23 protein-coding genes are annotated in these 23302 nt (G+C 63.6%); 15 read left to right on the forward strand and 8 right to left on the reverse strand.

The window, feature by feature from the left end; all coding sequences use genetic code 11:
• Positions 1-56 precede the first annotated feature (56 nt).
• On the forward strand, positions 57-344 hold the full coding sequence (locus AD664_RS10500) for a SelT/SelW/SelH family protein (RefSeq protein WP_053146404.1): 288 nt from the start codon (positions 57-59) through the stop codon (positions 342-344).
• Here the strand turns inward: AD664_RS10500 and AD664_RS10505 are convergent.
• Both AD664_RS10505 and AD664_RS10510 read right to left on the reverse strand, forming a co-directional pair.
• Entirely contained in the window at positions 338-1228 is an 891-nt protein-coding gene (locus AD664_RS10505; protein WP_053146408.1) for a DMT family transporter, read from the reverse strand. The two genes, AD664_RS10500 and AD664_RS10505, sit on opposite strands and share 7 nt — an antisense overlap.
• A gap of 232 nt (positions 1229-1460) precedes the next feature.
• The gene (locus AD664_RS10510) at positions 1461-2210 is read right to left on the reverse strand and encodes an AraC family transcriptional regulator (RefSeq protein ID WP_053146411.1); all 750 of its coding nucleotides are present in this window, start codon (positions 2208-2210) and stop codon (positions 1461-1463) included.
• 135 nt (positions 2211-2345) lie between these two features.
• Between AD664_RS10510 and AD664_RS10515 the strand changes: the two genes are divergently transcribed.
• The gene (locus AD664_RS10515; RefSeq protein WP_053146414.1) at positions 2346-3161 is read left to right on the forward strand and encodes a UDP-2,3-diacylglucosamine diphosphatase; all 816 of its coding nucleotides are present in this window, start codon (positions 2346-2348) and stop codon (positions 3159-3161) included.
• A gap of 16 nt (positions 3162-3177) precedes the next feature.
• On the opposite strand, the gene AD664_RS10520 is transcribed toward AD664_RS10515, so the two are convergent.
• Positions 3178-3765 (reverse strand): HD domain-containing protein, encoded by a 588-nt coding sequence (locus AD664_RS10520; protein ID WP_053146417.1) that lies wholly within the window; start codon positions 3763-3765, stop codon positions 3178-3180.
• A 25-nt stretch (positions 3766-3790) separates the two neighbouring features.
• On the reverse strand, positions 3791-4102 hold the full coding sequence (locus AD664_RS10525; protein WP_042730110.1) for a DUF962 domain-containing protein: 312 nt from the start codon (positions 4100-4102) through the stop codon (positions 3791-3793).
• 137 nt (positions 4103-4239) lie between these two features.
• Between AD664_RS10525 and AD664_RS10530 the strand changes: the two genes are divergently transcribed.
• Entirely contained in the window at positions 4240-5301 is a 1062-nt protein-coding gene (locus AD664_RS10530) for an AraC family transcriptional regulator (RefSeq protein ID WP_083454174.1), read from the forward strand.
• Here AD664_RS10530 and AD664_RS10535 read toward each other — a convergent pair.
• Positions 5258-6712 (reverse strand): TrkH family potassium uptake protein, encoded by a 1455-nt coding sequence (locus tag AD664_RS10535; protein ID WP_042730108.1) that lies wholly within the window; start codon positions 6710-6712, stop codon positions 5258-5260. The two genes, AD664_RS10530 and AD664_RS10535, sit on opposite strands and share 44 nt — an antisense overlap.
• Before the next feature lie 166 nt (positions 6713-6878).
• Here AD664_RS10535 and AD664_RS10540 point away from each other — a divergent pair, with 166 nt between their 5' ends.
• Positions 6879-7442 (forward strand): NAD(P)H nitroreductase, encoded by a 564-nt coding sequence (locus AD664_RS10540; protein WP_053146423.1) that lies wholly within the window; start codon positions 6879-6881, stop codon positions 7440-7442.
• 139 nt (positions 7443-7581) lie between these two features.
• Here AD664_RS10540 and AD664_RS10545 read toward each other — a convergent pair whose 3' ends face one another.
• The 3 genes from AD664_RS10545 to phhA form a co-directional block, all read right to left on the reverse strand.
• A complete protein-coding gene (locus tag AD664_RS10545) occupies positions 7582-8775 on the reverse strand; it encodes an amino acid aminotransferase (protein ID WP_053146426.1) in 1194 nt (397 codons plus the stop codon).
• Positions 8775-9131 carry a 4a-hydroxytetrahydrobiopterin dehydratase gene (locus tag AD664_RS10550; RefSeq protein WP_047737665.1) on the reverse strand — a complete coding sequence of 119 codons (357 nt, stop codon included), beginning with the start codon at positions 9129-9131 and terminating at the stop codon, positions 8775-8777. Before AD664_RS10550 ends, AD664_RS10545 begins: the two co-directional genes overlap by 1 nt.
• 97 nt (positions 9132-9228) lie before the next feature.
• The gene (gene phhA / locus AD664_RS10555) at positions 9229-10014 is read right to left on the reverse strand and encodes a phenylalanine 4-monooxygenase (RefSeq protein WP_042731953.1); all 786 of its coding nucleotides are present in this window, start codon (positions 10012-10014) and stop codon (positions 9229-9231) included.
• Between the two features lie 284 nt (positions 10015-10298).
• On the opposite strand from phhA, the gene AD664_RS10560 reads away from it, so the two are divergent.
• From AD664_RS10560 to flgH, 11 genes are all read left to right on the forward strand, one after another.
• Positions 10299-11858: a sigma-54-dependent phenylalanine hydroxylase transcriptional regulator PhhR gene (locus AD664_RS10560; protein ID WP_042731952.1), complete on the forward strand. Its 1560-nt coding sequence runs from the start codon at positions 10299-10301 to the stop codon at positions 11856-11858.
• Between the two features lie 130 nt (positions 11859-11988).
• Complete coding sequence (locus AD664_RS10565; protein ID WP_042731951.1) at positions 11989-12690, forward strand: WbqC family protein; 702 nt, start codon at positions 11989-11991, stop codon at positions 12688-12690.
• A 50-nt stretch (positions 12691-12740) separates the two neighbouring features.
• Positions 12741-16283 carry a glycosyltransferase gene (locus tag AD664_RS10570; protein ID WP_053146429.1) on the forward strand — a complete coding sequence of 1181 codons (3543 nt, stop codon included), beginning with the start codon at positions 12741-12743 and terminating at the stop codon, positions 16281-16283.
• A gap of 43 nt (positions 16284-16326) precedes the next feature.
• Positions 16327-17055, forward strand: a complete 729-nt coding sequence (locus tag AD664_RS10575) for a bifunctional 2-polyprenyl-6-hydroxyphenol methylase/3-demethylubiquinol 3-O-methyltransferase UbiG (RefSeq protein WP_053146433.1) — start codon at positions 16327-16329, stop codon at positions 17053-17055.
• Entirely contained in the window at positions 17052-17900 is an 849-nt protein-coding gene (locus tag AD664_RS10580; protein WP_053146436.1) for an NAD(P)-dependent oxidoreductase, read from the forward strand. Before AD664_RS10575 ends, AD664_RS10580 begins: the two co-directional genes overlap by 4 nt.
• Positions 17897-18874: an ATP-grasp domain-containing protein gene (locus tag AD664_RS10585; RefSeq protein WP_053146439.1), complete on the forward strand. Its 978-nt coding sequence runs from the start codon at positions 17897-17899 to the stop codon at positions 18872-18874. The genes AD664_RS10580 and AD664_RS10585 overlap by 4 nt, the downstream gene beginning before the upstream one ends.
• Positions 18855-19532: a metallophosphoesterase gene (locus tag AD664_RS10590; RefSeq protein ID WP_053146442.1), complete on the forward strand. Its 678-nt coding sequence runs from the start codon at positions 18855-18857 to the stop codon at positions 19530-19532. The genes AD664_RS10585 and AD664_RS10590 overlap by 20 nt, the downstream gene beginning before the upstream one ends.
• A 51-nt stretch (positions 19533-19583) precedes the next feature.
• A complete protein-coding gene (rffA, locus tag AD664_RS10595; protein WP_053146445.1) occupies positions 19584-20729 on the forward strand; it encodes a dTDP-4-amino-4,6-dideoxygalactose transaminase in 1146 nt (381 codons plus the stop codon).
• 232 nt (positions 20730-20961) lie between these two features.
• Positions 20962-21699 (forward strand): flagellar basal body rod protein FlgF, encoded by a 738-nt coding sequence (locus AD664_RS10600; protein WP_003199043.1) that lies wholly within the window; start codon positions 20962-20964, stop codon positions 21697-21699.
• Positions 21700-21748: 49 nt separating this feature from the next.
• Positions 21749-22534, forward strand: coding sequence for a flagellar basal-body rod protein FlgG (flgG, locus tag AD664_RS10605; RefSeq protein ID WP_053146447.1), 786 nt, complete (start codon positions 21749-21751; stop codon positions 22532-22534).
• 70 nt (positions 22535-22604) lie between these two features.
• Complete coding sequence (gene flgH / locus AD664_RS10610; protein ID WP_003184077.1) at positions 22605-23300, forward strand: flagellar basal body L-ring protein FlgH; 696 nt, start codon at positions 22605-22607, stop codon at positions 23298-23300.
• Positions 23301-23302 lie beyond the last annotated feature (2 nt).

Here is a 23302-nt window from a genome sequence, read left to right on the forward strand (position 1 = left end):
CGAACGGTAAAGGCGGGTATTATAACGACGCCCTCGACCCCAGGAGTTCACCCGCAATGACCGCGCACAAACCGGAAATCGTCATCACCTATTGCACCCAGTGCCAATGGCTGCTGCGCGCCGCCTGGCTGGCCCAGGAGTTGCTCAGCACCTTTGCCGACGACCTGGGCAAGGTGTCGCTGGTGCCGGGCACCGGTGGGGTCTTCCACATCAGCTGCGACGGCACCTCGATCTGGGAACGCAAGGCCGACGGTGGTTTTCCCGAGGCCAAGGTGCTCAAGCAACGGGTTCGCGACCAGATCGATCCGGCGCGCGACCTGGGCCATAACGACCGGGGTCAGTGAGACGCGGCCTCGGTGCCGACACTCGGTTTCTTCGAACCGGCCACCTGGCTCGACACGACGATTGCAACGATGATCAGCGCGCCGCCGATCAACATGCGCAGCGTCGGGTTTTCATTGAACAGTAACCAGGCGATGGTGATGCCGTAGACCGGCTCCATGGCAAAGACCACGGCCGCCGTGCGGGCCTTGATCACCGCAAGGCTGGCGACGAACAGGCTGTGGGCCAGGCCGGTGCAGAACACGCCCAGCAGCGCGATCCATAGCCAGTCGAGTGGGCGCACGCTCTGCAGTTGCGGCGCGGCCATGGGCAGCAGGCACAGGCCGACCACCACGTTCTGGCACAGGGCGGCCTGCACCGGCGGCACATGTGCCGAGCCGGCGCGGTTGGTCAACGACAACAGCGAGAACAGCAGCCCCGAGGCCACGGCCCACAGCAGGCCGGTAGTGGCGCCGCTGGCCAGGTCGAAGTCTGGCGTGACCAGCACCAGGCCGATGCTCACCAGCACCACCAGCAGGATTTCATTGGCGCGAATCCGCTCGCGGAAGATCAGCCCTTCGAGCAACACCGTAAAGGCCGGGAAGCTGGCGAACCCCAACGTCGCAATCGCCACGCCGGCGACCTTGACCGCGATGAAGAAGCTCACCCAATGCCCGGTCAACAACAACCCGCCCAACAGCAGGCGACGGCCATCGGTTGCCCGCAGTTTTTGCCAACGGGTAGGGCTGGCGAACCGGGCGAACACCGCCAGGGCCAGTACGGCGAAGACGGCGCGACCGAACACGATGACCGCCGGCGAAGCGGCGGCGAGCTTGCCGAACACGCCGGTCAGGCCAAACATGAGGGCGCCGATGTGCAGGGCGCCGAGGGCGGTACGGGGAGTCATTGCGGTCCTTGGGCTGGTGGATTGGAACGGGTGGATAAGGGCATGGACTCACTGATCGCTATCAGCCAACACAATTCCCTGTGGGAGCGAGCTGGCTTGCGATAGCGACGGATCAATCAATGCAACCTTGACTGGCAGGCCGCCATCGCGAGCCAGCTCGCTCCCACAAGGGTATTTAAGCGTCAAGCACGCCCCGGTGTCTGTCGCGATCCTGGCGATTTTTAGCGCCAGGCTAGCGTTGGCGTCGCAGCTTGCCCGGCGAGGCGCCGAATTCGCGCAGGATGGCGGCGGCGAAGGCGCTCTGGGAGCTGTAGCCGACGCGATGGGCGATCTCGCCGATGGGCAGGTCGCTGTCGCGCAGCAACGCCACGGCCTTGTGCAAGCGGCGGCTGCGGATGTAGTCCATCGGGGTCTGGCCGCACTCGGCGATGAAGCGGGCGTGCAAGCGCGCGCTGGAGAGTCCGGCGACCTTGGCCAGATCGGCCACTTGCAGCGCATAGGCGGCGTACTGGTCGATGTGGGCGTCGAGGGCGGCAAAGGGCAGGCGCCGGCCACCGGACGGCTGTGGGCCAATGCCATTGAGGCTGGCCAGGAGCAGCACCGCACCTTGCTGGGCGATCACCGGGTCGTCCACCGGGCTGCCCGCCAGCCAACTGACCAACTGGTTTTGCCCCGCGTCCAGCGGCAGGCGTGCGCAGCGGTCCAGCAACCGCCGGCTGGCGTCGGCATGGTCGCCCAGGGATTGCCCGACCCACTCATCGCTCGGCACATCCAGCACCAGGCAGCGGCTGCCGCGGGGGCTGTCACAAGCATGGTGGGCACCGGCCGGCACCACCACGAAACTCTGCTGCACCACCTGGCTGCCGCAGCCCTCGACCTCGAAATCCAGCGCGCCCGACAAGCCGAACACCAACTGGGCGTGGTCATGGCTGTGGACGATCACGTCCTGGCTGTAGTGGCGTAGCGTGAGGATCGGTCTCATCGCGGTCTCCCGGGGGCAGGCCGCCAGTCTACACCCGACGCGCCGTACCTCGCGTTGTCATGTAACCGACTTGTGCCTGTCATGGGCCATTAACCGCCCGGGTGCACAGTGGCACAAACGATCAGAGGGTTGCCCATGACCAGCGCCGAGCTCGCCAGACCCAGCCGCAAACAGCGTGTTCGCACCCTGTGGATCTCCGATGTGCACCTGGGCACCCGGGATTGCCAGGCCGAGCACCTGTCGCAGTTTCTCAAGGGCTATCACGCCGACAGGATCTACCTGGTCGGCGACATCATCGATGGCTGGAAGCTGCGCGGAGGCATGTACTGGCCCCAGGCCCACACCAACGTCATTCGCCGCTTGCTGACCATGAGCAAGCGCGGCACCGAAGTGATCTACGTCACCGGTAACCATGATGAGTTCCTGCGCCGCTACTCGAAACTGATCCTGGGCAATATCCAACTGGTGGACGAAGCCGTGCATGTCACCGCCGACGGTCGGCACCTGCTGGTGATCCATGGCGACCAGTTCGACGTCATCACCCGTTACCACCGTTGGCTGGCGTTCCTCGGCGACTCGGCCTACGAGCTCACCCTTACGCTCAACCGCTGGCTGAACCACTGGCGGGCCCGTTATGGCTATGGGTACTGGTCGCTGTCGGCCTACCTCAAGCACAAGGTCAAGACCGCCGTGAGTTTCATCAGCGACTTCGAAGAGGCCATCGCCCACGAATGCGTCAAGCGCGAGCTGCATGGCGTGGTGTGCGGGCACATCCACCATGCCGAGATTCGCCAGGTGGGTGGCGTGGAGTACCTCAATTGCGGCGACTGGGTCGAGTCATGCACGGCGCTGATCGAGCATTGGGACGGCTCGATCGAGCTGTATCGGCTGGCGGATGCCCAGGCGCGGGAGGCGCAGTTGAAGGCCCTCAAAGTGGCTGAGCCGGCCTGAGTCGTCTGCTGTCGTGTCAGGCGGGTGCGTCAGCCATCGCCGCCTTGTAGATCGACTGCTTCGGCGCGGCGAATACCCTTTCCAGCATGGGTTCGAAGAAGCTCAACGGCAGCGTGTCGTAGTCGGCGTCGAACGCCGCCGCGTCGTAGCGGGCGCAGAATTCGAGGGTGGCCTGGTACTGCGGGTGTTCGCGAAACTGCTCGCGCAGGTGCCGATCCATGCCCAGGTGATGGAAGAAGTAGTAGCCCTGGAAGAGCCCGTGCTTCTCCACCATCCACAGGTTTTCGGCGCTGACGAAGGGCTTGAGGATCGCCGCGGCAATGTCCGGGTGGTTGTACGAGCCCAGCGTGTCGCCGATGTCGTGGAGCAGGGCGCAGACCACGTATTCCTCGTCTCGCCCGTCGCGGTAGGCGCGGGTGGCGGTCTGCAAGGAGTGGGTCAGGCGATCCACCGGGAAGCCACCGAAATCACCATCCAGCAGTTTCAAGTGGGCCAGGATCCTTCCCGGCAACTGCCGCGCGTAGGCGCTGAAGTCGGCCGCGATGATCGCCCAGTCTTCCCGGGTGCCGTCCTGCATGTGGGTAAAGCGTGCGTGGGTGCTCATCGACAATCCCCTGGCTGGTACCTGGTTAGAACGCCACCTTGCCCAGCATCATGTCCCGGTACATGACGAAGTCACCGAGCAGGCTGTAGAGCGGGTGCTGGAAGGTGGCCGGACGGTTTTTTTCGAAGAAGAAGTGCCCGACCCAGGCAAAGCCGTAACCGGCGACAGGCAGGGCGAGCAGCCACCAGGCGCTGCCGACGACCCACGCCACGGCAACCAGCAGGATGACCAGGGAGGTGCCGATGAAGTGCAGTCGTCGGCAGGTGCTGTTGCTGTGCTCGCCGAGGTAGTAGGGGTAGAACTCGGCGAAGCTGTTGAATGATCTGACCTTTCCCAAGACGGCAGGCTCTTTGAGAGTTATTGTCCTTTCAAGTCTAGAGCGCTCACCTGCATCGGCCAGTGACAATGAGGGCCAGTCTAGTATCCTTCGCAAATCCGGCCGCAGCACGCGGCTCCTCGTGCAAGTGATCCGCCATGAGCGAACGAACGACTTCTTCAAGCTGGGCGATGGGGATTGTCAAGGCGCTGGAAATGGACGGCCTCGATTGTCGGGCGCTGTTCAAGCAACTGGGGTTGGATTTCGAAGCCCTGGACGATCCGGACGCGCGCTTTCCCCAGGACTCGATGACGCGGCTCTGGCAGCAGGCCGTGCAACTCTCGGGCAACCCGGCCATTGGCCTGAACATGGGCAAGGTGGTGCGCCCGGCTTCCTTCCACGTGGCGGGCTACGCCCTGATGTCCAGTCGCACGCTGGTGGAAGGTTTCCAGCGGCTGGTGCGTTACCAGCGGATCATCGCCGAAAGCGCCGAGTTGAGTTTTCGTCAGTTCGAAGAGGGCTACGGGCTGATCCTGACCGTGCACGGCGATCATCTGCCCCCCACCCGCCAGAGCGCCGAAGCATCCCTGGCCTGCGCGTTGGCCCTGTGCAACTGGTTGACCGGGCGCACCCTGCGCCCGGTGAAGGTGCTGTTGCAGGGGGAGGAGCCGGCGGATCTGACGCCTTATCGCCAGGCGTTTCCCGCGCCGCTGGTGTTCGGTGCGCCCTACGACGCGCTGATCCTGGAGCGCAGCGACCTGGAAGCGCCGCTGCCCACGGCCAACGAGGCCATGGCGAGGTTGCACGACCGGTTTGCCGGCGAGTACCTGGCGCGGTTTTCGGAAAGCCGCGTGACCCACAAGGCGCGGCAGGTGCTGTGCCGACTGTTGCCCCAGGGCGAGCCCAAGCGCGACGTGGTGGCGCAGACGCTGCACCTGTCCCAGCGCACCTTGCAACGCCGCCTGCAGGAGGAGGGCACCAGTTTCCAGAGCCTGCTCGACGACACCCGTCGCGAGTTGGCCGAACAGTACCTGGCGCAACCGGCCATGACCTTGCTGGAAATCGCCTACTTGCTGGGCTTTGCCGACCCGAGCAATTTTTTCCGGGCCTTTCGCCGTTGGTTCGACACCACGCCCGGCGAGTACCGGGCACGGCTGGCGAGCGCGACGAAACCGGTCAGTGACGCCAGAACGCCGGGATACACAGCACGAACACCGTGATGATCTCCAGCCGTCCCAGCAGCATGCCGCCGGACAGGATCCACTTGGCGGCATCGGGCAGCGGTGCGAAGTTGCCGGCCGGGCCGATGGTTTCCCCCAGCCCCGGGCCGACGCCGGACACGGTGCTGGCCGCGCCGGTCAGGGCGGTCATCCATTCCACTCCCAGCAGCGACAGCAGCAGGGCGATCACACAGATGGTGATGGCGAAGAAGAACGAGAAGGTCAGGATCGAACGGACGATTTCCTCGTCGAGGCGGTGGCCGTTGTACTTCTGCTTGATCACCGCCCGAGGGTGGATCAGTTGATTGAGGTTGGCTCGCAGCAGGATGTAGGCGACCTGGAAGCGGAAGATCTTGATCCCGCCGGCCGTCGAGCCCGAGCAGCCGCCGACGAAGCCCAGGTAGAAGAACAGCATCAGTGAGAAATTGCCCCACAGGCTGTAGTCCCCCAGGGCGAAGCCGGTGGTGGTGACGATCGACGTCACGTTCAGTGCCACGTGCCGCAGGGCGTCCAGCCAATGCAGGTCGGTGGTGGCCCAGTACCAGGTGCCGAGCACCAGCCAGGTGACCAGCAGCACGCCGATCAGGCCCTGGACCTGCTGGTCCTTGATCAACGCCCGGCGATTGCCGCGCAGGGTCGAGACGTACAGGGCGAACGGCAGGCTGCCGAGGATCATGATGACGATGGCCACCCAGTGCACGGCCGGTTGCGTCCATTTGGCCAGGGACAGGTCCGAGGTGGAGAAACCGCCGGTGGAAATCGCCGACATCGAATGGTTGATCGCGTCGAACAGGCTCATCCCGGCCCACCACAGGGCCAGTGTGCCGAGAATGGTAATGCCCACGTAGGACGCCACGATCAGCCGCGCCACCATGTGCGAGCGGGGCATGACCTTTTCCGAGCGGTCCGATGACTCGGTCTGGAACAGCCGCATGCCACCGATGCGCAGCAACGGCAGGATCGCCACCGCCATGCCGATGAAGCCGATCCCGCCGAGCCAGTGCAGCAGCGAGCGCCACATCAGGATGCCCGGGGACATGGTGTCCAGGCCGCTCAGGACCGTGGCGCCGGTGGCGGTGATCCCCGACATGCTCTCGAAGAATGAATCGGTGTAGCTGATGTGCTGGGTCAGCAGGAACGGTAGCGCAGCGAAGATGCACACCACCAGCCAACTGCTGACGGTCAGCAGGTACATGTCGCGGGGGCGCAGGTGAATGTGCTCCGGGCGCCCGGGAAGGACCAGGGCCAGGCCGGCGACGAAGGTGATCATGCTCGACCAGAGGAATGACGGCAGGTCACCGGTGCGGTCGAACACCAGCAACGTGGCCATGGGCACGACCATGAAGATCGCCAGGGTGATCAGGAAGATGCCGATGATGAAACCTATGATCCGCAGGGTCGGCAACGCCATGAAGTCCGCTCGGGCTGAAAGGGGGAAGGGCGCCATTCTACCGACGGCAAGCGGCATGTAAACCGCACCCGGCGCGACGGGCGTGTGCATCGCCGTTCTAATTTGCGCTAACGAACTCGCCGTACAGCCACTAGAATAGCCGGACATTTTTTCAGGGAGGTGGCCGATGCAGGCTCTCGACGCTTTGCTCAACCGTGTTTCCGTCCCGCGCCTGGTGGACCCGGCCCCTACGCCGGAACAGCGCGAGGTCATGTTCGCCGCTGCGATGCGGGCACCGGACCACGGCCAGTTGCGGCCTTGGCGTTTTCTGACGGTGGAGGGGGCGGCGCGCCAGCGCATGGGCGAACTGCTGGCCGAAGCGGCGCGCTTCAACGACCCGCTGGTGGCCGAAGCCGTTGTGGAAAAAGCCCTCAATGGCCCGTTGCGCGCGCCGTTGGTCGTGGTGGTGATCGCCCGCCTGCAGGATCATTTCAAGGTCCCGAAGGCCGAGCAGATGCTGGCGGCTGGCTGTGCGGCCCATGCCATCCTGCTGGCGGCTTATGCCCAGGGCGTCGGTGGCGTCTGGCGTACGGGCGAGCTGGCGTATTCCCCGCACGTGGCCAAGGGGTTTGGCCTTGAGGACGGCGAAGAGGTGATCGGCTTCCTTTACCTGGGCACCCCGCAGAAAGAGGCGCGCGTTGCCCCGAAGGAAGACACCGCCGCATTTGTTCGTGAGTGGACAGGCGCCTAGCGCCGAAAGGCTCCCGCACAGCTTCAGGCCAACTCGACCTGTGGCGAGGGAGCTTGCTCCCGTTGGGCTGCGCAGCAGACCTTCTTTTGCGGGTGCTGCGCCCCCGAGCGGGAGCAAGCTCCCTCGCCACAGGTTGGTGCTATTTACAAACGTCGGCAATCGCCTCGGCCAACTGGTCCAGGCGTGTCGCGTCGATGCCCGCCACGTTGGCCCGGCCCGTGCCGACCATGTACACGCTGTGCCGCTCGCGCAGATGCCGGACCTGCTCCGGCGTCAGGCCGGTGTAGGAAAACATTCCGCGTTGCACGCCAATGTGGGCGAAGCGCTCCCGCAGGCCGTGGGGTTCGAGGGCGTCCAGCAGGCCGCTGCGTAGCTGGGCGATGCGCAGGCGCATGGCCTGGACTTCGTCGGCCCACAGGCCTTTGAGTTGTGCATCGCCAAGGATCGTCGCGACCACGGCGGCGCCATGATCCGGCGGCGTCGACCACAGGTTGCGGGCGATGTTGGCCAGTTGGCTGCGGATATCCAGCAACTTCCCGCTCTCCCCGGCGCAGACGATCAGCGCCCCGGTGCGATCGCAGTACAGGCCGAAGTTCTTCGAGCAGGAACTGGTGATCAGCACTTCCGGCAGCGCCTGGGCAAACAGCCGCACCGCCCACGCATCCTGTTCCAGCCCGTCGCCAAAGCCCTGGTAGGCGAAGTCGATCAACGGCAACAGTTCACGCTGGCGCACCACGTCCAGTACCTGGCGCCATTGATCATGGGTCAGGTCGAAACCGGTGGGGTTGTGGCAGCACGCGTGCAGCAGCACCACATCGCCTTTGGGCGCCTGGTTCAAGGTCGCCAGCATCGACTCGACATCCAGGCGATTGTCGGCGCCCACGTAGGGGTAGTGACTGGCCTTGACGCCAGCGGCGGCGAAGATGGTTTCGTGGATTGGCCAAGTCGGGTTGCTCAGCCAGACTCCCCGTCCGGGCAGGCACTGGGCGATGAAGTCGGCACTCAGGCGCAGGGCCCCGGTGCCCCCTGGGGTCTGGGTGGCGCCGGCGCGTTTTTCGGCGATTTGCACCGAGTCCGCCCCCAGCACCAGTTCACTGATCAACTGGCCGAACGCCGCGTCGCCGTGACCGCCAATGTAGGTCTTGGTGGTCTGGCGATCCACCAGGCGCTGTTCGGCCTGCTTCACCGATTCGAGGATCGGCGTCAGGCCCTGGGCATCCTTGTAGACCCCCACGCCCAGGTCGAACTTGCTCGGGTTGGTGTCCGCGCCGTAGGCCTCCATCAGGCCGAGGATCGGGTCGCCGGGCACCCGGCCGATGGCGTCGAAATGCATTACTTGCGACCCTCGGCGGTCTTGGCCACTTCATCGGTGCGCGCGGCCATGATGAAGTCATTGCGGTGCAGGCCCTTGATGGAGTGGCTCCACCAGGTCACGGTGACTTTGCCCCATTCGGTCAGCAAGCCCGGGTGATGGCCCTCGGCTTCGGAGATCTCGCCGACGGCGTTGGTGAAGGCCAGGGCGTGCTTGAAATTCTTGAACAGGAAGACCTTTTCCAGCTGCATCACGCTGTCGCGCACTTCGATGTTCCAGTCCGGGATCTGCTTGATCAGTACCGGCAGTTCTTCGTCGCTGACTTGCGGGGCATCGGCGCGGCAGGCTTCGCAATGGGCTTGGTTCAGAGTGTTCATGGTGTGTTCCTGGATCGAAAGAGTAGAACGTCGATGCGCCCACGCTAAAGCAAAGCCGTGCGGCGCAACAGACTCAATTGGGCTCAAAAAAAGCCATTCAGGCCGCTTTTGGCGGAAATTTCGGCGTGTGCAGGCCCAGTTCCCGGCCGCGCTTGACCAGGCTCATGATGTCTTCATGGGCCAGGTCGAACAGGCGCTTGAGTTCGGGAAGGACGAAGTACACCGGTTGCAGGATGTCGATGCGATACGGCGTGCGCATGGCTTCCAGCGGATCGAACGCCTGGTGCTCGGGCTCGTCGGACAGGCAGTACACCGTCTCCCTGGGGGACGACAGGATGCCACCGCCGTAGATGCGTCGGCCCTGAGGCGTGTCCACCAGGCCGAACTCGATGGTCATCCAGTACAGGCGCGCCAGGTAGACGCGTTCTTCCTTGGAGGCCTGCAGACCGAGCTTGCCGTAGGTGTGGGTGAATTCGGCGAACCAGGGGTTGGTCAGCAGGGGACAGTGGCCGAAGATCTCGTGGAAAATGTCCGGCTCTTGCAGGTAGTCCAGTTCTTCACGGGTACGAATAAAGGTCGCCACCGGAAACTGCTTGCTGGCCAGCAATTCAAAAAAGGTCTGGAAGGGGATCAGCGCCGGCACCCGGGCGACTTGCCAGCCTGTGGTTTCGCCCAGCACTTTATTGATTTCACCCAGTTGCGGGATGCGATCGTGGGGCAGGCCGAGCTTTTCGATGCCGTCGAGGTATTCCTGGCACGCGCGGCCCTCGATGACTTTCAACTGGCGGGTGATCAGCGTGTTCCACACCGCATGTTCTTCGGCGGGGTAGTCGATAAAACCTTGCGCATCGGGCTCGCGGGCCACGTACTGCGTCTGCTTCATGCTGTTCTCCTGCTGATTTCCCTCAGGGGGAAAGGCGTGTTTTGTTGTTATGTCCAGCGATGCAGTAGAGATAACGCGAAGCAGACGAATGTGCAGCAGGGCCATGGCGACGTGGGTGGATGGAATGGCGCTGTTTCGTAAATTTTTCGTTACAGATGGGCCGGTGCGTCCATGCCGATTGGATTTTCAGCTGGGAAATGCCCTGCAGCTGTCACATAATCTTGACGGTTATTTGCACTCAGTCTCAGAAAAATCCTACTCACAACGAGCTCCCGGGCCTCCTTATGCGCATCAAAGTCCATTGCCAGAACCGCATCGGCATCCTGCGGGACATCCTCAACCTGTTGGTGGAGTACGGCATCAACGTCGCCCGCGGGGAGGTTGGTGGCGAACATGGCAATGCGATCTACCTGCACTGTCCCAACCTGATCAACATTCAATTCCAGGCGTTGCGTCCGAAGTTCGAGGGCATCGCCGGGGTGTTTGGCGTCAAGCGTGTAGGGCTGATGCCCAGCGAGCGTCGGCACATGGAGCTCAACGCCTTGCTGGGCGCCCTGGAGTTTCCGGTGCTGTCCATCGACATGGGCGGTTCCATCGTTGCCGCGAACCGGGCGGCGGCGCAGTTGCTCGGCGTGCGGGTGGATGAGGTGCCGGGGATCCCGCTGTCGCGTTATGCCGAGGATTTCGACCTGCCGGAGCTGGTGCGCGCCAACCAGTCGCGGATCAACGGCCTGCGGGTCAAGGTCAAGGGCGATGTGTTCCTGGCCGATATCGCGCCTTTGCAATCGGAGCACGACGACAGCGAGGCCATGGCCGGCGCGGTCCTGACGTTGCACCGCGCCGACCGGGTCGGCGAGCGCATCTACAACGTGCGCAAGCAGGAGTTGCGTGGCTTCGACAGCATCTTCCAGAGCTCCAAGGTGATGGCGGCAGTGGTCCGTGAAGCCCGGCGCATGGCGCCGCTGGATGCGCCGCTGTTGATCGAAGGCGAGACCGGCACCGGCAAGGAATTGCTGGCGCGGGCCTGCCACCTGGCGAGCCCGCGCGGGCAATCGCCGCTGATGGCGCTCAACTGTGCCGGCCTGCCGGAGTCCATGGCCGAGACCGAACTGTTCGGCTACGGCCCTGGCGCCTTCGAAGGTGCCCGCGCCGAAGGCAAGCTCGGCCTGCTGGAACTGACGGCGGGGGGCACGCTGTTTCTCGACGGGGTCGGGGAGATGAGCCCGCGCCTGCAAGTGAAGCTGCTGCGCTTTTTGCAGGACGGTTGCTTTCGTCGGGTGGGCAGCGATGAGGAGGTGTACCTGGATGTGCGCGTGATCTGCGCCACCCAGGTGGACCTGTCCGAACTCTGTGCCCGCGGCGAATTCCGCCAGGACCTCTACCACCGCTTGAACGTTCTGTCGTTGCACATTCCGCCACTGCGCGAATGCCTGGATGGGCTGACGCCGTTGGTGGAGCACTTTCTCGACCAGGCCAGCCGCCAGATCGGCTGCCCGTTGCCAAAGCTGGCCCCAGCGGCGATGGAGCGCCTGAGCCACTACCATTGGCCGGGCAATGTCCGGCAACTGGAAAACGTGTTGTTCCAGGCGGTGTCCCTGTGCGATGGCGGGAAAGTGCGGGCCGAGCACATTCGCCTGCCGGACTACGGTGTGCGCCAGCCCCTTGGCGATTTCTCCCTTGAGGGCGGGCTCGACGAGATCGTCGGGCGCTTCGAGAAGGCGGTGCTGGAGCGCCTCTACTCCGAGCACCCCAGCAGCCGGCAATTGGGCAAGCGGTTGGGGGTGTCCCACACCACCATTGCCAACAAGTTGCGGGCGTACGAGGTGGGCAAGGCTGAGTCCTGACCGTAGCGGCGCCTGAAATAGTTGGTATGGGATTTGCTCGACCGAGGTCGGTGCGCCGCTTATTCACATTCTGTGGCGACTTTTTGACAGGGCTCAGCCCCTGGTTCCCGCTGCGTACGTGAGATTCAGAATGCATAAGAAAATTGCAGTGGTGCAGTCGAACTACATTCCCTGGAAGGGCTACTTCGATCTGATCCGCAGCGTCGATGCGTTCATCCTGTACGACGACGTCCAGTACACCCGCAGTGACTGGCGCAACCGTAACAAGATCAAGACCGCCCAGGGCGAGTATTGGCTGAGTATCCCGGTCAAGAAAAAGGGCCGCCTCGGCCAGTTGATCAATGAAGTCGAGATCAGCACTCCGGGCTGGGCCGCCGCGCACTGGAAAACCATCGAGCAGAGCTACCGACGCGCGCCGTATTTTGCGCAGATGCAAGCGCCGATTCGGGCGCTCTACGAGCAGGCGGCCGACCTGACCCACCTGACCCGGATCAACCATCTGTTCATCGCCGGCCTGTGCCCCCTGTTGGGCATCCACACACCGCTTTACCGTTCCGAGGACCTGGGTGGGGTCGAGGGCAAGAACGAGCGTCTGATCCACCTGTGCCAGGCCCTCGGCGCCGAGCATTACCTTTCCGGGCCGGCAGCCAGCCATTACCTCGACGAAGCCGCGTTCGCCGCCCAGGGCATCACGGTGTCGTACATGAGCTACGCCGGCTACCCCGAGTACCCGCAGGTGTACGGCGACTTCCAGCACGCGGTCAGTGTCATCGACCTGTTGTTCAATACCGGCGCGGATGCATCGGCTTTCATGACGCGAGGGGCTGCCTGAGCGGGCCTTGCAGTCACACCCTGTTTGATTTGATTGTGGAGATGCACCCGATGTCGAACCCCGCGCAGTTGGACGCTCATTCGCTTGAACAGGCGTTGGCGCGTTTGCGGCTGATGTATGCCAAACCCGAGCATCCCTATTATTTCGCCGCGCCTGCCTACCGTGAATCGTCGTCGGGCGTGGTCTCGCTGCATTACCTCTGCCACATGCTCAATCTCAGTGGCCGTGAGGCTTACATCTGTGGCAGCGACGTGGTCAATCCAGACCTCAAGACCCCGGTGATCACGTCCGCGATCAAACAGCGCCACAAGGCCGCCGGCAAGGTGCCGATCGCGGTGTACCCCGAGGTGTTCCCCGGCAATCCGCTGAACTGTTCGGTCGTGGCGCGTTTTCTGCTGAATTTCGAGGGCTTCCTTACCGGAAACAGCATGGACGCGGCGCCCACCGACTTGTTTTTCTATTACGCAGCCCGGCTCGCCGAGCACCGGGGCGACCCTGACGGCGACCTGCTGTGCCTGCCGACCATCGACATCGAAATGTTCTCCAGCGTGGGCACCGATGCTGTGCGCGAGGGTAGCTATCTCTACCAGAACCGCCACCCGCTGGAAAAGATCGACTACGCGCAACTGCCCGCCGACATTCGTCTGCTGAGCATGGCCAATCCGCTGTCCCTGCCTGAGTTGGCCAAGGTGTTGCGCAAGGCCGAGGTGATGTATTCCTACGAGTGGTCGATGACCTGCGTGATGGCGGTGCTGTGCGGCTGCCCGGTGATTTTCATTCCCGGGCACGGCGTCGACCAACCGCTGCTCGACACCAGTTTCTTCGGCAGTGTGGGCTTTGCCATGCTCGACCAGCCGGACCCGTTGGCGCATGCCCGGGCCAGCCTCGGCGACGCTTTGCCGCGTTACGTTGAGCGCACCGCGTCTTTCTGGCAGCAACTGGATGTGTTCATTGCCCGGACCCAGGCGACCGCCGCCCGGGAAGCCGTCGGCAACCGCCTGGGGGCGCTCGACTGGTTGCGCCAGCGCTACCCGACGGCCCAGCAGTTGCGCCTGGTCAACGAGCGCTTGGCGATCCCAACGGCCCCCAGCTTCACGGTCCTGGTCCGCGATGACGGCAACCCGCTTGCATTGGCGCACACCCTCGACAGCCTGGATCGACAGTTGTACCAGCGCATCCATGTGTGCGTGATGGGCAGCGTCGATCCGGCGCGCGCCAACGTCCAGTGGCTGGCCTGTGATCCGAGGCAGCCGGTGACTGCGATCAATGGCTTGCTCGCCGGTATCCAGAGCGACTGGGTGATGATGGTCGAGGCGGGGGAGGAGTTCGTGGCCGCAGGCTTGCAGGTGACGGCGCTGAACCTGCTCGACGCCCCCGACAATTGCCTGGCGGTGTACGCCGATGAGGCGCTGCGCTTGGCTGGCGTGGTCAATGTCGCGCTGCGCCCCGACCTGAACCTGGACTTGCTGTTGGCCAATCCGGCCAGTTTTTCCCGTCACTGGATGTACCGTCGCGAAGCGCTGGTGCAGCTGTGCGGTTTCGACGAGGCCTGCGGCGGAGCCTTCGAGCTGGCCTATCAGTTGCGCCTGATCAGCGAGCAAGGTGGGCAGAGCGTGGGGCATGTCAGCGAGCCCCTGCTGATCGCCAACGAGCCGAGGCCGTCGGACTGCGCCGATGAGCGTGCGGTCATCGACGCGCATCTGCAGGCGCGTGGCTACGTTCAAGGGCAGGCGATCGCCCTGGACATGCAGCCCGGCGGCTACCGCATCGACTACGGCCATGAGCGCCAGGCCTCGGTCAGCATTGTGATCTACCTCGAAGGGCAACTGGTCAATTTCCAGCGTTGCCTGGAAAGCCTGCTGATCCAGACCAGCGCCGTGGACTTCGAAGTCTTGCTGGTCGAGCCGGGCGGCGACGACCCTGCCTTGCTGGAGTGGCTGGCGCTGGTCGAGGAAATGGGCGAAGGCCGATTCCAGGTGTTGCGTTTCATGCCGGGACAATCCCGTGCGGCCATGTGCAATGCGGCAGCGCAGGAAGCGCGTGGCGAGTACCTGTTGTGGCTCGATGCCCATGCCGCCGTGCTGGAGCCCGGCTGGTTGCACGCGTTGCTCAACCAGGCCCAGCGCCCGGAAGTCGGCGCCGTGGGCGGCAAGTCCCAGGACAACCAGGGGCGCATTCGCCAGGCGGGCCTGGTGCTGGGGTTGGGAGGAACGGTCGGTCGGGCTTTCGAGGGCGTGTCATCCCAGGTGGCGGGCTACATGGGACGGCTGGGGCTTGAGCAGAGCTGCTGCGCGGTGGACGGTGAGTGCCTGATGCTGCGTCGGGCGTTGTTCCTCGAAGCGGGCGGCTTCGACACCGATCCGTTGTTGGCGCCCTGGGCCTCTATCGACCTGTGCCTGAAGTTGTACCAGGCGGGGTACCTGAACGTCTGGACGCCTTTCGCACGCCTGTTGGTCGACCCGCTGCCGGCGCCTCGTGCGAGCCGCGAGCAGGAGGACGCATTGTTCGCCCGCTGGATGCCGCAGTTGGCCCGCGACCCTGGCTACAACGCCAATTTCTCGCTGCGTGCCGGCGAGGGCTTTACCCTGGAAAACAACGACCTGAGCTGGTATCCGCTGCAAGGCAGCGTGCCGAGGCTGCTGGTTTGCATCACTGACCCGCAGGCGACGGGGCACTCGCGGCTGATCCAGCCGTTGCGGGCCATGCTGGAAGCCGGGGAGGTCGAGGGTACGGCGGTTTCAACGGCGTTGTCGGCGGTGGAGATCGAGCGCCTGGCGCCGGCCACCGTAGTGTTGCAGCGGCCTCTGGATGACGCGGGGCTGTTGGCCCTGAGCCGCCTGAGGGCGTTTTCCAAAGCGTTCACGGTCTATGACCTGGACGGTTACTTGCCGCACATGGAATTGAAAGGCGATTACTCTGCCGATGAGCTGTTGGAGCGCCTGCGGTTCGGGCTGCTACAGGCCGATCGGGTATTGGTCTCTTCGCCGGCGCTGGCCGAACTGTTGCAGGGCCAGCACGATGATATTCGCGTGGTGGAAACCCTGCTGCCGGCCGCCTGGGGGCGCCTGCAGAGCAAGCGTGCCGTAGGCGTCAGGCCGCGCCTGGGCTGGCTGGGTGGCAAGAACGCCGAGCTGTTGGCCGATGTGCTGCCAGCGTTGGCCGGTGAAGTGGACTGGGTGGTGCTGGGCGACTGTCCGGCGGCCATGCGGCCTTTCGTGGCAGAACTGCACCCGGGTGTCGGGCAGCAGCAGTTGGCGGGCGCCCTGGCCGCATTGAACCTTGATCTTGCCTTGGTACCGATGGCCGAAACCCTGGGCAATGCCTGCTCGGCCGACCTGCGCGTCCTGCAGCATGCCGCTTGCGGGCATCCGGTCATTTGCAGCCGGGTGCCGGGGTTTGTCGGTGGTGAGGTATTGCCGCTGTCGCGCGTGAGCAACGAGGCGCAAGACTGGATCCGCACGATTCGCCTGCACCTGGAGGATCGTGAGGCCTCGGCGACCCTGGGAGACGCCTTGCAGTCGGCCGTGCGTGCCCAGTGGCTGCTCGAAGGTGAGCGCCTGGACGCCTGGCGACAGGCCTGGCTGGCTGATTGAACCGTACCGATGACTATTTGGCCGCCCAGCGGAGTGCAGTGACATGAGCAACGACCTTGATACCTTCATCGCCGCCTACAGCGACAGCTTTGGCTATGCGTATGACAACAACATCATTCTCAATTGGTATCCCCAACGCATCATGGCGCTGTGCACCCAGGCGCAAAGCCTGCTGGAGCTCGGCGTGGGCCATGGTTTCAGTACCCATCGCTTCTCGAAGTTCTTCAGCAAACACACGGTCATCGATGGCTCCGCCTCGGTGATCGCCCAGTTCAAGGCCCAGTACCCGGACAGCCCGGCCGAGGTTGTCGAAAGTTATTTCGAGACCTTCGACACCGACCAGCGTTTCGATCTTATCGTGATGGGCTTCGTGCTTGAGCACGTCGATGATCCGCAGGTCGTGCTGCAACGGTTCAAGCGTTTCCTGGCGCCGGGGGGGCGTTGCTTCGTGCTGGTGCCCAATGGCGAGTCCCTGCATCGGCGCTTCGGCCATGCTGCCGGGTTGCTTGGCGACATGATGGCGCTGGGTCGCGGCGATCTGGAACTGGGTCATGTGCGCAGCTATTCGCTACAGTCCCTGACGGCCGAGCTGCAAGCCGCAGGGCTTGAGGTGGTGCGCAAGGAAGGCGTGTTCCTCAAGCCTTTCACCACCGGTCAACTGAAGGAATTGAACCTGGGGGCGGACATCGTCCAGGCCATGTGCACCGTGGGGATCGATTACCCGGAGCTCAGTTGCGCGCTCATGCTCGAAGCGACAGTCGCTGCGTCATGAGAAGCCTGGTCATCGGAAGTACCTCGGTCATCGGCCAGGCGGTTGCCCGCGGCTTGTCGCGCCATGGCCAGGTCAGGTTGGCGGGGCGCCGGGATGCCGACGTCGCCTTCGACTTGAGTGCCCAAGCGCCCGTCGCCTGCGATGAGCGCTTTGACGTTGTCGTGTTGGCCGCTGCCGATTTCGGCGGGCGCCAGCCGGATGAGCTGGTTCGCGCCGAGCTGGTCAACAGCGTGGGTACGCTGGCGGCCTGTCGCCTGGCGGAACAATGCGGGGCCCGCCATTTCATCTTGCTGTCGTCGCGTTCGGCCTGCGACCAGGTGACGGATCCCTACTTTGGCATCTACTCGCTGTCCAAGCGCCATGCCGAGGAAGTGGCGAGCCTGTATTGCCAAGAGCGCGGCATGGCGTTGAGCATCCTGCGTATCAGCCAGGTCTACGGCAGCGATGAGCAGTGCCGGTCTCATCAACCGCTGTTGTATGCCATGGCCGACAAGGCGCAGGCGGGGCAGGCCGTCGAGCTGTATGGCCGCAACGACGCCAAGCGCAACTACCTGCACCTGAACGACCTTGCCGAGCTCTGCGCACGGGTAGCGACCCAGGGCGTTACAGGGCTGTTCAACTGCGGCCATCCGCAATCCCCGCGTCTTTCCGAGATCGCCCAGGCCGCGTTCGAAGCATTTGGCAAGCCGCTGGACGTCCGCTTCCTGGCGGAAAAAAACGACATCCCCGACCTGCCGCCCTTCGACGATTTGCAGGCGCTCCACGAGCAAACGGGTTTCACCCCGCGAATCGACATTCGCCAGGGATTCGAGTTGATGCGAGCGCACCGGGAGACCCTGGCATGAAGACCGTCATGGTGACTGGCGTAGGGGCCATCATGGGCTATGGCCTGCTCAAGTCCTTGCGTGCGGCGGATGCCTCTGTCCGGCTGATCGGCACCGATATCTACGACGACGCTGTCGGGCGCGCCTGGAGCGATGCATTCGAGCAAGCCCCGCTGACCGCTGACCCGGGATATGGCCAATGGCTGGGCGACACCCTGGCCCGGCACAAGGTTGACCTGCTGATTCCGGGGATCGAACAGGACCTCCATTGGCTGTCGGACAACCGCGCGTTGTTGGCCACGCTTGACTGCCAAGTGGTGCTCAACAATTCGCACCTGATCGACCTTTCCCGGGATAAATGGGCCATGGACCAGGCGCTGGTGGCGCTGGGGGATGCCTGCCGTATTCCCAGCCTGCTGTCCGGGGACTTTCATTCGCTCACGGCCGCGCTGGGCCTGCCGTTCCTGCTCAAGCCGCGCAGGAGCTACGCTTCCAAGGGGCTGGTCTGGGTTCGCGAGGAGCGCGACTTCACGCCTCACGCGCCGTTGCTGGGTGAGTACCTCATGGCTCAACCGATCATTGGCAGCGCGGCCGACGAGTTCACCGTGGCGGCGTTTGGCGACGGTCGCGGCGACCCCGGGCCGATCATCGCTTTCCAGCGCCGCCTGGCCTCGGATGGCTCCACCGCCAAGGCTTGGGTGTATCAGGACGATTCACTGGAACAGGTGGTGGTCAGGTTATGCCGTGCCTTCAAGCCTGAGGGGCCGACCAACTTGCAGTTCCGGCGTGGCGGCGACGGTTCCTGGAGCCTGCTGGAGATCAATCCGCGGATTTCCTCGACCAGTTCGATACGCCGCGCATTCGGCTACAACGAGGCGGCCATGTGCCTGGACTATTACCTGCACGGCAAGAAGCTGGCCCGGCCTACGCTGCGCAGTGGTTTCGCTGTTCGTTATATAGAGGACTTCATTGTCTATGATCGGGATCATTTCTGACGTACATGGCAATTACAGCGCCCTTCGGACAGTGCTGGCCAAGCTCGACGAACTGGGTGTTACGCAGATCATCTGCCTGGGCGACACCGCCGGTTACTACAGCCAGGTCAACGAATGCTGCGACGCCCTGCGCGAGCGGGACGTCTTCTCGGTGATGGGCAACCACGACTGGTACCTGGCCAAGCATGAGCGATGCCCTCGCTCCAACAGCGCCAATGCCTGCCTGGACTACCAGCAAGGCGTCGTCACGGCGCAGAACCTGGCCTGGCTGGGCTCGCTTGCGCAGCGCTCGAACCAACAGGGGGTGAGCATCGTCCACGGTGGCTGGAACGATCCGCTGGATGAGTACGTGCGACCTTCGCAAGCGTATTTTTCGCCCTTGCCTGGCCGCTACTTCGCCTCGGGCCATACTCATGTCCAGTACCTGTGGAGCGGCGAAGGCAAGGTCTACTGCAACCCTGGTTCAGTGGGCCAGCCCCGTGATGGTGACGCTCGGGCCGGTTTCGCCACCTGGGACGGTGAGGCGTTCGAGCTGCACCGGGTTGAATACGACATCGGTGAAACCCAGCAGGCGATGAAGCGGGCCGGATTCACCCCGTACTTCTATGAAAATCTTGATACAGGCAGCCAGATAGGTGGGCGGATCAGTGCGGTTTGAGGTTTTGTCCTGCGCGCCACCCATGACCATGCCCATCCAGGGAAGTTTGCAATGAGCAAAGAAACGATCTTCTTCAACCGCCCTTACATGACCGGCAAGGAACTGGATTACATCGCCCAGGCCAAGTTCGGCAACATGCTCGCCGGCGATGGCCCCTTCACCAAGCGGTGTCATCGCTGGCTGGAGGCGCAAACGGGCAGCAACAAGGCCCTGCTGACCCATTCATGCACCGCGGCCCTGGAAATGACGGCGTTGCTGCTGGATATCCAGCCTGGCGACGAAGTCATCCTGCCGTCGTATACGTTCGTCTCCACCGCCAATGCCTTCGTGTTGCGCGGCGCGGTGCCGGTTTTCGTCGATGTGCGGCCCGACACCCTGAACCTGGACGAGCGCCTGATCGAGGCGGCGATCACGCCACGGACCAAGGCCATCGTACCTGTGCACTACGCAGGCGTGGCCTGCGAGATGGACGAGATCCTGGCCATTGCCCGCAAGCATGGGCTGGCCGTGGTGGAAGACGCCGCGCAAGGTGTGATGTCGACCTACAAGGGGCGGGCGCTGGGCAGTATCGGTGACCTGGGGGCCTTCAGCTTTCACGAAACCAAGAATGTGATTTCGGGGGAGGGCGGGGCCTTGCTGGTCAATGATCCCGCGTTGGCGTTGCGGGCCGAGATCATCCGGGAAAAAGGCACCGATCGCAGCCGGTTCTTCCGGGGTGAAGTAGACAAGTACACGTGGCAGGAGGTGGGTTCCTCGTTCCTGCCGGGGGAAATGACCGCCGCGTTCCTCTGGGCCCAGTTGGAAGAAGCGCAAGCCATCACCAATCGCCGCCTGGCCCTCTGGGACAATTACCATGCGGCGCTGGCGACGCTTGAGCGGCAAGGGGCGCTGCGGCGTCCGATAGTGCCTGAAAACTGCCAACACAACGCGCACATGTACTACGTGATCCTCGCCCCTGACGTGGAGCGCCAGGCCGTCCTCGAAGAGCTCAAGCGGCATGCCATCTACGCGGTGTTCCATTACGTGCCGCTGCATTCGTCGCCCGGTGGCCTGCGTTATGGACGCGTGCAGGGTTCGATGGAGGTGACTGACGGCTATTCCGAGCGCCTGTTGCGTTTGCCCATGTGGCTCGGCTTGACCCATGAGCACCAGGAGCAGGTGGTGGGTGTGCTGGGCGATGCCTTGGCAAAGGCCTGACCTCCTCCAGCCGATGAGGCGCCTGGCATCAGGCCAGGTGCCAGGCCTTGCCACCTAGCGGCATGACACCGCCGGTTTTTCGACTTCGACACCCTCAACCTATCCCCTGTAAATCCCCCAGGCCCTTTGTTTACCGGGCCTTGGCCCGTCAGAAAAAAGTTGGTCTGCAAATTGCTTAAGGCTGTGCAACACAGCAGTGGACGGCAAACGTCCGGCATGCAGAGGAACGACAGTGGACAAGTACCTTTATGTGGCAATGACCGGCGCCAGCCAGAACGCACTGGCGCAACGGGCCCATGCCAACAACCTGGCGAACATTTCCACCAATGGTTTTCAGAAAGACCTGGAGCAGGCGCGCTCGATGCCGGTGTTCGGCGACAGCTTTCCGGCGCGGGCGTTTGCCATGTCCGAGCGACCTGCCACGGACTTCACACCGGGCGCGTTGGTGGAAACCGGCCGCGACCTCGACGTGGCGGTCAGCGGTCCGGGCTGGATGGCGGTACAGAATCCCGACGGCGGTGAAAGCTATGTGCGCACCGGCAGCCTCAATGTCGACGCCCTGGGCGTGCTGCGGGCCGGCAACGGCATGCCGGTGATGGGCAACGGCGGTCCTATCGCCGTGCCGCCGGAGCAGAAGATCGAAATCGGCCAGGACGGCACCATCAGTATCCGCGCCATGGGCGAAGGCCCGCGGGTAATGGCCGAGGTGGACCGCATCAAGCTGGTCAACCCGGACCTCAAGAACATGACCAAGGGCCTGGACGGTTCGATCCGGACCAAGGACGGCCAGCCGGCACCCATCGATGCCAACGTGCAGTTGGTCTCGGGGTTCCAGGAAGCGAGCAACGTCAATGCCGTGGACGAGATGACCTCGGTCCTGGCCCTGGCCAAGCAGTTCGAGCTTCACGTGAAGATGATGAACACCGCCAAAGAAGGCGATGAGGCTATGGCTCGGGTCTTGCAGATCTAACTATTAATGACAGCGTCGCGCCGATAATCAGGCGTACGAGGAGAATCGAATGCTTCCGGCTTTGTGGGTTGCCAAAACAGGTCTGTCCGCCCAGGACACCAACCTGACCACCATTTCCAACAACCTGGCGAACGTCTCGACCACGGGTTTCAAGCGTGATCGTGCCGAGTTCCAGGACCTGCTGTACCAGGTCAAGCGTCAACCAGGTGCCCAGTCGACCCAGGACAGCGAGCTGCCGTCGGGCCTGCAAGTGGGTACCGGTGTGCGCATCGTCGGCACCCAGAAGAACTTCAATGCCGGTAGCCTGCAAACCACCGAGCAGCCGCTGGACATGGCCATCGACGGTCGCGGTTTCTTCCAGATCCTGCAGCCGGACGGCACCACGTCCTACACCCGTGACGGTACCTTCCACCTTGATTCCAATGGCCAGATCGTCAACGCCAGCGGTTTCGCCCTGGAACCGGCCATCATCATCCCGAACGATGCCCAGACCTTCACCGTGGGCCGCGACGGTACCGTGTCCATCACCGTGGCAGGCAACCCGGCCGCCCAGGTGATCGGCAACCTGCAGACCGCCGACTTCATCAACCCGGCCGGCTTGCAGGCCGTGGGCAACAACCTGTTCCTGGAGACCGCCGCCAGTGGCGCGCCGCAAGTCGGCACCCCGGGCCTGAACGGTTTCGGCACCACGCTGCAGAACACCCTGGAAACCTCCAACGTGAGCACGGTCGAGGAGATGGTCAACATGATCACCACCCAGCGCGCCTACGAAATGAACTCCAAGGTGATCTCCACCGCCGACCAGATGCTCTCGTTCGTCACGCAGAATCTGTAATCGTCCCAACATCTGTACTTACGTAGACAGGGCGGCCCGTAGGTCGCCTGCAACACCGAGAGGTAGGGTCATGAAACGCTTTGTATCTGTACTGGCATTGAGTGGGATCACCGCGCTTGCGGGTTGTGTCGCGCCAACGCCCCGGCCTAATGACCCGTACTACGCGCCGGTGTTGCCGCGTACACCGTTGCCGGCTGCGGCCAACAATGGCTCGATCTACCAGGCCGGCTTCGAGCAGAACCTGTACAGCGACCGCAAGGCATTCCGGGTCGGTGACATCATCACCATCACCCTGAACGAGCGGACCCAGGCCAGCAAGAACGCCAACTCGCAACTGGACAAGACCAGCAAGACCAGCGTCGGCCTGACTTCCCTGTTCGGTTCCAGCCTGACCACCAACAACCCGATCGGCGGCAATGACCTGAGCCTTAACGCCGGTTATGGCTCCGACCGGGCCACCAAGGGCGACAGCAAGTCCGGCCAGAGCAACAGCCTGACCGGTTCGATCACCGTGACCGTCGCCGATGTCTTGCCCAACGGCATCATCGTCGTGCGGGGCGAGAAGTGGCTGACCCTCAACACCGGTGACGAACTGGTGCGCATCGCCGGCATGGTTCGTGCCGACGATATCGCCACCGACAACACCGTTTCGTCCACCCGCGTGGCTGATGCGCGCATTACCTATTCGGGCACCGGTGCCTTCGCCGATGCCAGTCAGCCCGGTTGGTTCGATCGTTTCTTCCTCAGCCCGAAGTTCCCTTTCTAGGT

This window comes from Pseudomonas sp. P97.38 (assembly GCF_001269745.1).
Classification (GTDB): domain Bacteria; phylum Pseudomonadota; class Gammaproteobacteria; order Pseudomonadales; family Pseudomonadaceae; genus Aquipseudomonas; species Aquipseudomonas chlororaphis_E.